The organism is Sulfuriferula sp. (genome assembly GCF_054605375.1).
On the sequence record NZ_JBTSEG010000013.1, the window covers coordinates 25,075 to 37,555 of the forward strand.

Consider the following 12,481-nt stretch of genomic DNA (forward strand, 5'->3'; position numbering starts at 1 on the left):
ATGGGACAGAAGATACACCCGATTGGGTTTCGCCTGGCGGTCGCACGCAACTGGACATCCAGGTGGTATGCCGGTAGTCGTACGTTTGCGGCGACCTTGAATGAAGATATAAGGGTTCGTGATTTCCTGAAAAAGAAACTGGCGAATGCCTCGGTGAGTAAAATTGTTATCGAGCGGCCAGCCAAGAACGCTCGTATTACGATTCATAGTGCGCGACCAGGCATCGTGATTGGTAAAAAAGGCGAAGATATCGAGGCGCTGAAATTGCAGGTCCAAAAGATGATGGGCGTGCCTGTGCATATCAATATTGAGGAAGTGCGCAAGCCTGAAGTGGATGCGCAGTTAATTGCTGCCAATATTGCCAGCCAACTGGAAAAACGCATCATGTTCCGCCGTGCCATGAAACGTGCCATGCAGAATGCCATGCGTCTGGGTGCACAAGGCATTAAAATCATGAGTTCGGGCCGCCTGAATGGTGCTGAAATTGCGCGTACCGAGTGGTATCGCGAGGGGCGTGTGCCTCTGCACACTTTACGCGCAGACATCGACTACGGTTTCCATGAAGCCAAAACCACATATGGCATTATTGGTGTCAAGGTTTGGGTATACAAAGGTGATGCGCTGGCGAAGGGTGAGCAGCCTGTAGCCGCTCCGGAACCGGAAAAACGTGTAAGAAAGCCAGGAGCGAAACATGCTGCAGCCAACTAGAAGGAAGTATCGCAAAGAGCAAAAGGGCCGTAATACCGGTATTGCTACGCGCGGGAATAAGGTCAGCTTCGGTGAATATGGCTTGAAGGCAATCGGACGTGGTCGGTTGACTGCGCGCCAGATTGAAGCCGCGCGCCGTGCCATGACGCGTCACATTAAACGCGGCGGCCGCATCTGGATACGTATTTTCCCGGATAAGCCGATTTCGGAGAAACCCGCAGAAGTGCGTATGGGTAACGGTAAAGGTAATCCGGAGTACTATGTGGCAGAAATTCAGCCAGGCAAGATGCTGTATGAGATGGATGGTGTGGATGAGGTGTTGGCTCGCGAGGCTTTCCGCCTTGCTGCCGCGAAGCTGCCGATCCAGACAGCGTTTGTAACTCGAATGATAGGTAGCTGATTATGGATGCTAGCGAACTGAGAACGAAATCCGCGCCGGAAATCAAGCAGGAATTGCTGGAATTGCTGCGGGCGCAATTTAGCCTGCGTATGCAGGTGGCGACCCAGCAGACCAGCAAAACCAGTGAATTGGGTAAATTGCGTAAAAATATAGCGCGTATCCATACGATTCAGCGTGAGAATGAACTGAAAGCGGTAAAAAAATGAGTGAAACCGAAATCAAAGTGGCGCGCAGCCTGTCTGGGCGCGTAATCAGCGATAAAATGGATAAAACGGTCACGGTACTGGTTGAGCGTAAGGTTAAGCATCCGGTTATTGGCAAGGTGATGCGCATGTCCAAGAAGTATCATGCTCACGATGAAAACAATGAGTTTCATGAGGGCGATCTGGTGATTATTGAAGAATGCCGGCCCATAGCAAAAACCAAGGCTTGGCGCGTTGCGACTTTGGTAAATAAAGCGCGAGCAGTCTAATAGACTTGTATTTCTTGTAAAGAGCTGGTATAGTCTTACGCTTTTCGTCCCGCCGGAAACGGCGATCTTCCCCGTACGGGTCCAAAACTAGCTGTCTTGGCAGGGTAACCTGGCTCGGCGGGTTAAGTTGGAGAGTTTAAATGATTCAAATGCAGTCCAGGCTGGATGTTGCTGATAACACTGGTGCGCGCTCGGTTATGTGCATCAAGGTGCTGGGTGGATCCAAGCGGCGTTATGCAAGTATTGGTGACATTATCAAAGTGACCATCAAGGATGCTGCCCCCCGTGGTCGCGTCAAAAAAGGTGATGTTTATAACGCTGTAGTGGTGCGTACTGCCAAGGGCGTGCGCAGACCCGATGGTTCGTTGATCAAGTTTGATGGTAATGCTGCCGTCTTGCTGAACAACAAACTGGAACCAATAGGTACACGTATTTTCGGCCCGGTGACGCGTGAACTGCGTACCGAGCGTTTTATGAAAATCGTGTCTCTGGCTCCTGAAGTGCTGTAAGGAGGCAATGTGAACAAAATTCGCAAAGGTGATGACGTTATCGTTATTGCTGGAAAAGACAAGGGTAAGCGCGGTTCGGTATTGCGTGTGCGTGATGATGACCGTCTTCTGGTTGAAGGGATCAACAGCGTAAAAAAACACGTTAAACCAAATCCGGTTAAAGGTGACGCGGGTGGCATCGTTTCTAAAGAGATGCCTATCCATATATCCAATATCGCACTATTTAATGCGACTTCCAAGCGTGCAGATCGCGTTGGATTCAAGGTTCTTGAAGATGGTCGCAAGGTCCGGGTTTTCAAGTCTAACGGCGAAGTCGTTGACGCTTAAGGGGTAGACATGGCTCGTTTACATGAATTTTATAAAACCACGGTTGCTCCTCAGCTGGTTCAGCAGTTTGGCTACAAATCCGTGATGGAAGTGCCGCGTATTGAAAAGATTACGCTCAATATGGGCGTGGGCGAAGCGGTTGCCGACAAGAAAGTGATGGAACATGCTGTAGGCGATATGCAGAAAATTGCAGGTCAAAAGGCAGTTGTTACCAAGTCCAAAAAATCCATCGCCGGCTTTAAAATCCGTGATGATTATCCGGTCGGCTGCATGGTCACGCTTCGTCGTGAGCGCATGTATGAGTTTCTGGATCGTTTGGTGACTGTTGCCATACCACGTATTCGTGACTTCCGTGGATTGTCCGGAAAGTCTTTCGATGGTCGTGGTAACTACAATATGGGTGTGCGTGAGCAAATCATATTTCCGGAAGTTGAATACGACAAAATCGATGTGTTGCGTGGTATGAATATTACAATCACCACCAGCGCTAATACCGACGAAGAGGCGCGTGCATTACTGGCGGCTTTTAAATTCCCGTTCAAGAACTGAGGATGTCATGGCAAAACTTGCTTTGATCAACCGTGATAAAAAACGCCGTGCAACAGTCAAAAAGTACGCTGTAAAGCGTGCGGAGCTGCTCGCTGCTGTCGGTAATGAAAAACTGTCTGAAGAGGAGCGCTACGAGGCGCGTCTCAAGCTGCAAAAGCTGCCAAGGAATGCAAGCCCGGTTCGTTTGCGCAATCGTTGCCAGCTAACTGGTCGCCCACGTGGTGTATACAGTAAGTTTGGTCTGGGGCGCATTAAGCTGCGTGAGATCGCCATGCGTGGTGAAGTGCCAGGCATGGTCAAGGCCAGCTGGTAAGCGGGGGAATATCGAATGAGTATGAGTGATCCGATTGCAGATATGCTGACGCGTATACGCAATGCGCAAAGCGTCGAAAAAGCCGGTGTGGTGATGCCGGCTTCCAAGGTTAAAAAGGCGATTGCACAGGTATTAAAAGACGAAGGCTTTATCGACGATTTTGCGGTGCGTGAAAATGACGGCAAGCCAGAGCTGAGTATTAGTCTTAAATACTATGCCGGCCGCCCTGTCATTGAAAAAATCGAACGAGTAAGCCGCCCTGGTCTGCGTATTTACAAAGGCAGCCAGGAAATTCCTAAAGTGATGAACGGACTGGGTATCGCTATTGTGTCGACCTCGCATGGGGTAATGACCGATCGCAAAGCGCGCGCCAATGGCGTGGGCGGCGAAGTCCTGTGCATCGTAGCCTGATGAGGGTATTGCAATGTCTCGCGTAGCTAAAAATCCTGTTGCCGTGCCTGCGGGGGTCGAAGTGACTCTGGGTGCTGATGCAATTACAGTTAAAGGCCCGTTGGGGACGCTTGTTCAGCGGGCCAATGCTGATGTCGTAGTGGAGCGTGAAGGTGATGCCCTGCAATTCAAGGCGGCTTCGGACAGTATTCGTTCTAATGCCATGTCGGGTACCATGCGCGCTCTGCTGGCGAATATGGTGCAAGGGGTGACCAAAGGTTTTGAAAAGAAGCTGACGCTGATTGGTGTGGGTTATCGCGCCCAGGCTGCTGGGGATGCGCTAAACCTGTCATTGGGTTATTCGCATCCAATCGTACATAAGATGCCGGTTGGTGTGAAAGTGGAAACGCCTACCCAGACTGAAATTTTGATTAAGGGTATTGACCGTCAGCAAGTGGGTCAGGTAGCCGCTGACGTACGCGCCTATCGTAAGCCGGAGCCTTATAAGGGTAAAGGTGTGCGTTATGCCGACGAAGTGGTGACGATCAAAGAAACCAAGAAAAAATAGGTAAAGGTTAATCATGGACAAGAATACCGCGCGCCTGCGCAGAGCACGCAAAACCCGTGCCCGCATTGCAGAGCAAAAAGTCACCCGTCTTGTGGTGTACCGTTCCAACTGCCATATCTATGCACAGATTATCGATGCAGCGGGGGACAAAGTATTGGTCAGTGCCTCAAGCGTTGAAGTCGAAATGCGCAAGGATGTTGCCAATGGCGGCAATATCAGTGCGGCAGTTGCTGTGGGCAAGCGTATCGCCGAGAAAGCCAAAGGGCTTGGAATCAGCGAAGTGGCGTTTGACCGATCTGGATTCCGCTACCACGGACGCGTTAAGGCTTTGGCCGACGCTGCCCGCGAGCATGGCCTGAGCTTCTAATTGGGGTAAATAATGGCAAGATTTGAAACAAATCAAGAGAGTACCGACGGACTGCGTGAAAAGATGGTCGCAGTGAATCGCGTAACCAAGGTTGTGAAGGGCGGGCGTATTCTGGGCTTTGCCGCTTTGACCGTGGTGGGTGATGGTGATGGTGGTATCGGTATGGGTAAGGGCAAGTCACGTGAGGTTCCCGTGGCCGTGCAAAAGGCGATGGATGAAGCCCGCCGCAAGCTGGTAAAAGTCAACCTCAAAAACGGGACTTTGCATCATGCCGTAATCGGCAAGCACGGAGCGGCCGTGGTTTATATGCAGCCAGCTTCTGAAGGTACCGGAATTATTGCTGGCGGCCCAATGCGTGCTGTGTTTGAAGTGATGGGTGTGCATAATATTCTGGCCAAATGTATTGGTTCAACCAATCCGTATAACGTGGTGCGCGCAACCATCAATGGTCTGCTGCAAGTCAATTCTCCTTCTGAAATTGCGGCCAAGCGCGGCAAATCAATCGAAGAGATTATGGAGTAATAATGATGAGTGCTGCCGCCAAAATGATGAAGGTGACGCTGGTTAAAAGCGTTATTGGTACCAAGCAGTCACACCGTGCCTGTGTCAAGGGCTTGGGTCTGCGTCGTATGAATCATACTGTTGAGGTGCTGGATACGCCGGCAAATCGCGGTATGGTTAATAAAGTAAGTTATCTCGTGAAGTGCGAGGGTTAATCAATGCAACTTAATACTATTAAACCTGCCGATGGCAGCAGCAGCGCAAGACGTCGTGTCGGTCGCGGCATCGGTAGCGGATTTGGTAAAACGGCAGGCCGCGGTCATAAAGGCCAAAAATCTCGTACAGGCGGTTTTCATAAAGTCGGCTTTGAGGGTGGACAGATGCCTTTACAGCGCCGTCTGCCCAAGCGCGGTTTTGTTTCGATGACTGCAGGTGATACTGCACAAGTCCTGTTGTCTGATCTGGATAAATTGCCGGTAGATGTGATTGATATCCTGGTGCTTAAACAGGCAGGTATTGTCCATGCACGTGCCAAGACAGCAAAGGTTATTTTGTGTGGCCAATTAAAGCGTGCAGTAAAGCTGCAAGGTATATTGGCGACACAAGGTGCACGTTCTGCGATTGAGGCTGCTGGCGGCAGCTTCCTGGAGTAATTTTGGCTGCGAATAAGCCTAATATTGGTAGTGCCGATAAATTCGGGGACTTGAAGCGACGCTTGCTGTTCCTGATTGGCGCAATGGTTGTGTATCGCATCGGTGCACATATTCCGGTGCCGGGCATCGATCCGGTTGCCTTGGAACATTTGTTCCGCTCGCAGGAAAATGGCATTCTGGGCATGTTTAACATGTTCTCGGGTGGCGCATTATCGCGATTCACTGTGTTCGCTCTGGGAATCATGCCGTATATTTCGGCATCCATCATCATGCAACTGATGACGGTGGTTTCACCTCAGTTGGAAGCACTGAAAAAAGAAGGTGAAAGTGGGCGCCGCAAGATTACCCAGTACACCCGATATGGCACTGTGGGATTGGCGTTTTTCCAGGCGCTTGGCATTGCGGTCGCGTTGGAGTCACAGGCAGGTTTGGTGATTGATCCGGGTTACATGTTCCGTGTGACGGCTGTCATGACGCTGGTTGCCGGCACCATGTTCCTGATGTGGCTGGGTGAACAGATTACTGAGCGCGGTATTGGCAACGGTATATCGATGATTATTTTCGCTGGTATCGTTGCCGGGTTACCCCATGCGATTGGTGGTACGCTGGAATTGACGCGCACCGGGGCATTCTCCATACCGCTAGTCCTGATGCTGTTCGTGGCTGTGGTGTTGGTCACTGCACTGGTCGTATTTGTAGAGCGCGGCCAAAGAAAAATTCTGGTGAATTACGCCAAACGCCAGGTAGGTAATAAAGTATATGGTGGGCAAAGCTCACATCTGCCACTCAAGCTGAACATGGCTGGCGTCATACCGCCGATTTTTGCTTCGAGCATTATATTATTCCCGGCAACCTTGGCAGGTTGGTTTGGTAGCCGAGACAGCATGAGCTGGCTGAAAGATGTGGGTGCGACGTTGTCACCTGGGCAGCCGATTTACGTGATTCTGTATGCGACGGCAATTGTCTTTTTCTGTTTTTTCTATACGGCCTTGGTATTTAACCCCAAGGAGACGGCAGATAATCTTAAAAAGAGCGGCGCATTTGTTCCAGGAATTCGCCCTGGTGAACAGACGGCGCGCTACATTGACAAAATAATGGGGCGCCTTACTTTGGTGGGTGCAATCTATATCACGCTAGTGTGTTTGCTGCCCGAATTTTTGATTGTGAAATTTAATGTGCCATTTTATTTTGGCGGTACCTCATTGCTGATTATCGTGGTGGTGACGATGGATTTCATGGCACAGGTTCAAGCGTACATTATGTCCCACCAATATGAAGGGCTGCTCAAAAAGGCCAACTTCAAGGGTAATGGTTTTGTTTCACGTTAACCGGCAGGTGGCTCGATAGATGTCTAAAGAAGATACCATCCAGATGCAAGGCGAAATTCTGGAGACCCTGCCTAATGCGACCTTCAGAGTCAAACTGGAAAATGGTCATGTTGTGCTGGGACATATCTCTGGAAAAATGCGTATGCACTATATCCGCATTTTGCCTGGCGATAAGGTAACGGTTGAGTTGACGCCGTATGATCTGACCAAGGCTCGAATTACGTTTCGAGCCAAGTAAGTTATTTGCCGTGTTTTGCACGGTTAAGTCGAGGAGTTTTTTATGAGAGTACGTGCATCAGTTAAAAAAATCTGCCGAAAGTGCAAGATTGTGCGTCGTAAAGGCGTCGTTCGGGTGATATGTGAAGACCCGCGTCACAAGCAACGCCAAGGCTAATTGTTTTAGCCTGGCTTTAAATGATACAATTTAATGTTTTCGATTCCGGAGTGATTAGATGGCCCGTATCGCAGGGGTAAACATCCCGAACCACCAACATGCCGAAATTGCGCTTACCGCAATTTACGGTATCGGTCGCACCGTATCCCGCAAGATTTGTGCGGAAGCGGGTGTGAATACAGCAGCCAAGATCAAGGATCTGACCGACGCCGAGACGGAAAAGTTGCGCGAAGGCGTGGCCAAGTACACAGTCGAAGGTGATTTGCGCCGTGAAATGACCATGAACATCAAGCGCCTGATGGATATGGGTTGCTACCGTGGTATGCGTCATCGTCGTGGTTTGCCATTGCGAGGCCAGCGCACTCGTACCAACGCTCGCACTCGCAAGGGTCCGCGCAAAGCAGTTCGCGCGACCAAATAAAGGAATAGAGAATCATGGCTAAAGCGAATATCAGAGTCCGTAAGAAGGTCAAAAAGAATGTGGCGGAAGGCATTGCTCACATTCATGCTTCTTTTAATAACACCATTGTTACGATTACCGACCGTCAGGGAAATGCCTTATCCTGGGCTACTTCAGGCGGCGCCGGTTTTAAAGGCTCGCGTAAGAGTACCCCGTTTGCTGCTCAGATTGCTGCTGAAAATGCAGGCAAGCTGGCGCAGGAATGTGGCGTTAAGAATCTTGAGGTGCGTATTAAGGGACCTGGTCCAGGTCGTGAATCTGCAGTTCGCGCATTGAATAACGCCGGTTTTAAAATCACCAGTATTTCCGACGTGACGCCAGTGCCGCATAACGGCTGCCGTCCGCCCAAGAAACGCCGTATCTAAAGCAGGAGTCCCAACGTGGCCAGAAATCTTGATGCTAAATGCCGCCAGTGCCGTCGCGAAGGCGAGAAACTGTTCTTAAAAGGCGAAAAATGTTTTACCGATAAGTGTGCGGTTGAGCGTCGCCCTTACCCACCTGGCCAGCATGGCCAGAAGAAAAACAATCGTCTTTCCGACTATGGCGTTCAGCTCCGCGAGAAACAAAAACTGCGTCGTACTTATGGCGTATTAGAGCGTCAATTCCGCGATGTTTACAAGGAAGCTGACCGCCAGCGTGGTGTGACCGGTGAAAATCTGTTGCAGATTCTGGAAAGCCGTCTGGATAACGTTGCATTCCGGATGGGGTTTGGCGCTTCGCGCGCTGAATCGCGGCAGGTCGTACGTCATAACAGTATTCTGGTAAACGGCAAGCGTGTGAACATCCCGTCCTATGTGGTTAAGCCAGGTGATGTCGTTGAAGTATGCGAAAAATCCAGACAGCAGTTGCGCATCAAGGGCGCATTGCAGGCTGCCGAACAGCGCGGGTTTCCTGAATGGGTTGAAGTCAGTGCAAAGGATATGAAAGGCACTTACAAAGCCAAGCCACAACGCGCTGAACTACCCGCTACCATCAACGAACATCTCGTGGTGGAATTGTATTCCAAGTAATCCCGACGCTTTTATGAGGGACACCGTTTATGCAAAGCAGTACCGCTGATTTATTGAAGCCCCGCATCATTGATGTAGAAACCGTTTCACCATTGCGTGCCCGTGTCATCATGGAGCCGTTCGAGCGCGGCTACGGCCATACTTTAGGCAATGCGCTGCGCCGTATCCTGCTGTCATCCATGCCGGGTGCCGCACCGACTGAAGTGTCTATCAGCGGCGTATTGCATGAGTATTCGATACTCGAAGGCGTACAGGAAGATGTCGTAGACATTTTGCTGAACCTTAAAGGCATTGCGCTCAAATTAAATGATCGTAGCGAAGTGTCGCTCAAGCTGAAAAAATCCAGCGAAGGTCCTGTGACGGCAGGCGATATCGAGATTGGTCATGATGTGGAAATTCTGAACCCTGATCATGTCATCGCGCACCTTACCAAAGGTGGCAAGCTGGACATGGAAATCAAGGTTGAGCTGGGACGTGGCTACCAGCCAGTTTCTGTTCGTAGCCAGCCTGATGACACGCAGACACTGGGCGCTATCAAACTGGATGCATCGTTCAGCCCGGTGCGCCGTGTAGCCTATGCAGTAGAGAGCGCGCGTGTCGAACAGCGTACGGATCTGGACAAACTGGTGATCGATGTGGAAACCAACGGTACCATTGAACCTGAAGAAGCTGTGCGTTATGCGGCGCGTATTCTGGTCGATCAATTGGCATTGTTTGCTGACCTGAAGGGAACCCCGGTCGCTACCGAGTTGCCGAAAGTGGCACAAGTTGATCCGATGCTGCTGCGTCCAGTGGACGATCTGGAGTTGACCGTGCGCTCAGCGAATTGCCTGAAGGCCGAGAATATTTACTATATCGGTGATTTGATTCAACGTAGCGAGACAGAGTTGCTCAAGACACCTAATCTGGGTCGCAAGTCGCTTAACGAAATCAAGGATGTGCTGGCTTCCAAGAGCCTTAGCCTGGGAATGAAACTCGAGAACTGGCCGCCTGCAGGCCTCGAGAAGCCGTAATTTAGCAGAAGGAATATAACGATGCGTCACCGTCTCGCCAATCGCAAACTGAATCGCACCAGCAGCCACCGCGCTGCACTGTTGCGCAACCTGACCAATGCTTTGTTGCGTCACGAGGTTATCAAAACCACGTTACCCAAGGCCAAGGAATTGCGTCGTGTTGCAGAACCCATGATTACCTTGGGAAAAAAGCCGTCACTGGCTAACCGTCGTCTTGCATTCGATCGCTTGCGTGACCGTGAGATGGTCGTCAAGTTGTTTGATGAATTGGGCCCGCGTTTTTCCAGCCGTAACGGCGGATATTTGCGCATCCTTAAATACGGTTTTCGCGATGGCGACAATGCGCCCATGGCACTGATCGAGATGGTAGATCGTGCCGAAGATGCGGGTGTAGTCGAAGCGACAGAATAAGAATTGCAGAAGAATTGCAGTAAAAAAAGCCGGGCTTGTCCGGCTTTTTTGTTTTCTGCATAGTATCAGGCTTAATCTATAGCAGGGATGGACGATGATCGTATTGTTCAGTGATTTCGGTGTAGCTGACCCCTATGTCGGCCAGGTCAAGGCGCGCTTGTCAGTCGAGGCGCCGGGGCAACTGATGGTGGATTTGCTGCATCAGACGCCTGATTTCAATGCGCATGCTGGTGCGCATCTGTTGGCCGCGCTGGCAGCAGGATTTCCGCCAGGCAGTGTGTTTCTGGCGGTAGTGGACCCTGGCGTGGGCACCGAACGTCACGGCGCAGTTGTCACTGCTGGCGGGCACTGGTATGTGGGCCCGGATAATGGTCTGCTGTCGGTTGTTGCAGGACGCGATACTCAAGCCAGGATATGGAAAATAGAGTGGCAGCCGGAATTGCTATCCAGCACCTTTCACGGGCGTGATTTGTTTGCCGTGATTGCAGCGGAAATTGCACGCGGTGCCTTTCCGGAGCACAAATTATCACAGGCTGAAAAATTACAGGTCGAGTTTGATATTGGCGATCTGGAGCGGGTTATTTATATCGACCACTATGGCAATGCGTTTACCGGCATACGCGCTACAGCCATCTCGCCGCTCAGCCGGGTGAGTGTGCGCGGGATGGAATTGGCACACGGAGAGACTTTTGGCCGATTAGCCAGAGGGCAAGGTTTCTGGTTCAGCAATAGCGCAGGATTGCTCGAACTGGCTGTAAATCGCGGCAGCGCAGCTGCGGATTTCGGGTTGCAGGTAAGGCGATGTAGTCGCCGTGTTAAAGCCAGGTTAAATAATCAGAATGGCGCGATAATCATTCACATTGGTACGTGTTGGGCCGGTCACCAGCAAATCGTCCAAGGCCTCGAAGCAGGAATAGCTATCGTGATCAGCCAATAATTTTACTGGATCGAGCCCGAGTTCCTGTGCGCGTGACAGCGTATCCGGGCCAATCTGCGCGCCAGCATTGTTTTCTGTTCCATCAATGCCATCAGTATCAGCCGCCAGTGCGTACACGTTCTCCAGACCCCTCAACTCGATTGTCAGCGCCAGCAGATATTCGGCGTTGCGACCGCCACGCCCGCTTCCATCGGTGGCGACAGTGGTTTCGCCTCCGGATAATAAGGCCACTGGCCGACGGGCGTTGTCCTCGGCCAATATTTTCTGGACCTGCCGGGCATGCGTTTGTGCAACTTGCTGTGACGACTGTGTTTCTGCCTCGTTGAGAATAATGGCGGTGATCCCATGTGCCTGGAAATAATCTTTAGCAGCGGCAAGCATCCGGCTGGCGTTGCCGATGACATGGTTTTCTGTCCTGGCTAAACAGGCATCGCCAGGTTTTGGGGTATCCTCGAACTCGCCGGAAGCACCACGCTGCAGATGGGTCCGCACGGTAACATCGGGCTCGATATGGAAGCGATCGAGGATCGCGAGCGCATCGGCAAATGTGCTTGGATCAGCGCAGCACGGGCCGGATGCAATGTGCGTAGGGTCATCGCCTACGACGTCGGACAGGATCAGGGCATGGACGCGCGCCGCGCCTGCCGCACGCGCCAATTGACCACCTGCTAATTGGGTTAGATGTTTGCGGACGATATTGATTTCCTGAATTGTCGCGCCCGAATTCACCAGCGCGCGCGTAACCCCACGCAATGCTTGCAGGCTGATTCCGGCAACCGGCAAGGCCATCAGGCTGGAGCCGCCGCCGGATATCAAGGCCAGCAATAAATCATCGGCAGTAAGCGATGTGGCCTCTGCCAACATGCGTTGTGCAGTTTCAGCGCCATGCCCATCGGGAAGCGGGTGGCTCGCTTCGATCACTAAAATACGTTGAGTGGGCAGGCTGTGCTGATAACGCGTGACAACCAATCCCTGTAGCGGTGCATTATCAGGCCAGTGGTTTTCCACCGCAAACGCCATGCTGGCAGCCGCCTTGCCGCCACCCAGGACCAAGGTGCGGCCTGCCGGTGGTGCGGGCAGATAGGACGGAACGAACCGCAGTGGATCGGCTCCCGCCAGGGCGGCGTGAAATGAGTTGATCAGTAATTCGCGTGCATGGCTAGCTTGCATA

The 12,481-nt window shown here is 51.6% G+C and carries 24 protein-coding genes; 23 read left to right on the forward strand and 1 reads right to left on the reverse strand.

The window, feature by feature from the left end; all coding sequences use genetic code 11:
* From rpsC to ACYCZJ_RS09100, 23 genes are all read left to right on the forward strand, one after another.
* Positions 1-708, forward strand: a complete 708-nt coding sequence (gene rpsC, locus ACYCZJ_RS08990) for a 30S ribosomal protein S3 (protein WP_461553883.1) — start codon at positions 1-3, stop codon at positions 706-708.
* Complete coding sequence (rplP, locus tag ACYCZJ_RS08995; protein WP_124705144.1) at positions 692-1,108, forward strand: 50S ribosomal protein L16; 417 nt, start codon at positions 692-694, stop codon at positions 1,106-1,108. The genes rpsC and rplP overlap by 17 nt, the downstream gene beginning before the upstream one ends.
* Positions 1,109-1,110: 2 nt before the next feature.
* On the forward strand, positions 1,111-1,314 hold the full coding sequence (rpmC, locus tag ACYCZJ_RS09000) for a 50S ribosomal protein L29 (RefSeq protein WP_461553884.1): 204 nt from the start codon (positions 1,111-1,113) through the stop codon (positions 1,312-1,314).
* Positions 1,311-1,580 (forward strand): 30S ribosomal protein S17, encoded by a 270-nt coding sequence (rpsQ, locus tag ACYCZJ_RS09005; protein ID WP_461553885.1) that lies wholly within the window; start codon positions 1,311-1,313, stop codon positions 1,578-1,580. Before rpmC ends, rpsQ begins: the two co-directional genes overlap by 4 nt.
* 140 nt (positions 1,581-1,720) lie before the next feature.
* Positions 1,721-2,089 (forward strand): 50S ribosomal protein L14, encoded by a 369-nt coding sequence (gene rplN / locus ACYCZJ_RS09010; RefSeq protein WP_124705141.1) that lies wholly within the window; start codon positions 1,721-1,723, stop codon positions 2,087-2,089.
* Positions 2,090-2,098: 9 nt separating this feature from the next.
* A complete protein-coding gene (rplX, locus tag ACYCZJ_RS09015; RefSeq protein WP_124705140.1) occupies positions 2,099-2,416 on the forward strand; it encodes a 50S ribosomal protein L24 in 318 nt (105 codons plus the stop codon).
* A gap of 9 nt (positions 2,417-2,425) precedes the next feature.
* The gene (gene rplE, locus ACYCZJ_RS09020; RefSeq protein ID WP_461553886.1) at positions 2,426-2,965 is read left to right on the forward strand and encodes a 50S ribosomal protein L5; all 540 of its coding nucleotides are present in this window, start codon (positions 2,426-2,428) and stop codon (positions 2,963-2,965) included.
* A gap of 7 nt (positions 2,966-2,972) precedes the next feature.
* Positions 2,973-3,278, forward strand: a complete 306-nt coding sequence (gene rpsN / locus ACYCZJ_RS09025) for a 30S ribosomal protein S14 (RefSeq protein WP_461553887.1) — start codon at positions 2,973-2,975, stop codon at positions 3,276-3,278.
* A gap of 15 nt (positions 3,279-3,293) precedes the next feature.
* Positions 3,294-3,689: a 30S ribosomal protein S8 gene (gene rpsH, locus ACYCZJ_RS09030; protein WP_461553888.1), complete on the forward strand. Its 396-nt coding sequence runs from the start codon at positions 3,294-3,296 to the stop codon at positions 3,687-3,689.
* A 13-nt stretch (positions 3,690-3,702) separates the two neighbouring features.
* Positions 3,703-4,236: a 50S ribosomal protein L6 gene (rplF, locus tag ACYCZJ_RS09035; RefSeq protein ID WP_461553889.1), complete on the forward strand. Its 534-nt coding sequence runs from the start codon at positions 3,703-3,705 to the stop codon at positions 4,234-4,236.
* A 13-nt stretch (positions 4,237-4,249) separates the two neighbouring features.
* The gene (gene rplR, locus ACYCZJ_RS09040) at positions 4,250-4,603 is read left to right on the forward strand and encodes a 50S ribosomal protein L18 (protein WP_461553890.1); all 354 of its coding nucleotides are present in this window, start codon (positions 4,250-4,252) and stop codon (positions 4,601-4,603) included.
* A 12-nt stretch (positions 4,604-4,615) separates the two neighbouring features.
* Positions 4,616-5,125, forward strand: coding sequence for a 30S ribosomal protein S5 (gene rpsE, locus ACYCZJ_RS09045; RefSeq protein ID WP_147074887.1), 510 nt, complete (start codon positions 4,616-4,618; stop codon positions 5,123-5,125).
* A 5-nt stretch (positions 5,126-5,130) separates the two neighbouring features.
* The gene (gene rpmD / locus ACYCZJ_RS09050) at positions 5,131-5,319 is read left to right on the forward strand and encodes a 50S ribosomal protein L30 (RefSeq protein WP_461553945.1); all 189 of its coding nucleotides are present in this window, start codon (positions 5,131-5,133) and stop codon (positions 5,317-5,319) included.
* 3 nt (positions 5,320-5,322) lie between these two features.
* Positions 5,323-5,757: a 50S ribosomal protein L15 gene (gene rplO, locus ACYCZJ_RS09055; protein WP_461553891.1), complete on the forward strand. Its 435-nt coding sequence runs from the start codon at positions 5,323-5,325 to the stop codon at positions 5,755-5,757.
* A 2-nt stretch (positions 5,758-5,759) separates the two neighbouring features.
* Positions 5,760-7,085: a preprotein translocase subunit SecY gene (gene secY, locus ACYCZJ_RS09060; RefSeq protein ID WP_461553892.1), complete on the forward strand. Its 1,326-nt coding sequence runs from the start codon at positions 5,760-5,762 to the stop codon at positions 7,083-7,085.
* A gap of 19 nt (positions 7,086-7,104) precedes the next feature.
* Positions 7,105-7,323: a translation initiation factor IF-1 gene (gene infA / locus ACYCZJ_RS09065; RefSeq protein WP_461553893.1), complete on the forward strand. Its 219-nt coding sequence runs from the start codon at positions 7,105-7,107 to the stop codon at positions 7,321-7,323.
* A 42-nt stretch (positions 7,324-7,365) separates the two neighbouring features.
* The gene (rpmJ, locus tag ACYCZJ_RS09070; RefSeq protein WP_124705130.1) at positions 7,366-7,479 is read left to right on the forward strand and encodes a 50S ribosomal protein L36; all 114 of its coding nucleotides are present in this window, start codon (positions 7,366-7,368) and stop codon (positions 7,477-7,479) included.
* A 58-nt stretch (positions 7,480-7,537) separates the two neighbouring features.
* Positions 7,538-7,900: a 30S ribosomal protein S13 gene (gene rpsM / locus ACYCZJ_RS09075; protein ID WP_461553894.1), complete on the forward strand. Its 363-nt coding sequence runs from the start codon at positions 7,538-7,540 to the stop codon at positions 7,898-7,900.
* Positions 7,901-7,914: 14 nt separating this feature from the next.
* Positions 7,915-8,304, forward strand: coding sequence for a 30S ribosomal protein S11 (gene rpsK, locus ACYCZJ_RS09080; RefSeq protein ID WP_087447756.1), 390 nt, complete (start codon positions 7,915-7,917; stop codon positions 8,302-8,304).
* A gap of 15 nt (positions 8,305-8,319) precedes the next feature.
* Complete coding sequence (rpsD, locus tag ACYCZJ_RS09085) at positions 8,320-8,949, forward strand: 30S ribosomal protein S4 (RefSeq protein ID WP_461553895.1); 630 nt, start codon at positions 8,320-8,322, stop codon at positions 8,947-8,949.
* A gap of 29 nt (positions 8,950-8,978) precedes the next feature.
* A complete protein-coding gene (locus ACYCZJ_RS09090) occupies positions 8,979-9,962 on the forward strand; it encodes a DNA-directed RNA polymerase subunit alpha (RefSeq protein WP_461553896.1) in 984 nt (327 codons plus the stop codon).
* 21 nt (positions 9,963-9,983) lie between these two features.
* Complete coding sequence (rplQ, locus tag ACYCZJ_RS09095) at positions 9,984-10,373, forward strand: 50S ribosomal protein L17 (protein WP_461553897.1); 390 nt, start codon at positions 9,984-9,986, stop codon at positions 10,371-10,373.
* Between the two features lie 94 nt (positions 10,374-10,467).
* Positions 10,468-11,310 (forward strand): SAM hydrolase/SAM-dependent halogenase family protein, encoded by an 843-nt coding sequence (locus ACYCZJ_RS09100; protein ID WP_461553898.1) that lies wholly within the window; start codon positions 10,468-10,470, stop codon positions 11,308-11,310.
* Here the strand turns inward: ACYCZJ_RS09100 and ACYCZJ_RS09105 are convergent.
* Positions 11,200-12,480: a glycerate kinase type-2 family protein gene (locus ACYCZJ_RS09105; protein ID WP_461553899.1), complete on the reverse strand. Its 1,281-nt coding sequence runs from the start codon at positions 12,478-12,480 to the stop codon at positions 11,200-11,202. The two genes, ACYCZJ_RS09100 and ACYCZJ_RS09105, sit on opposite strands and share 111 nt — an antisense overlap.
* Position 12,481: the final 1 nt, after the last annotated feature.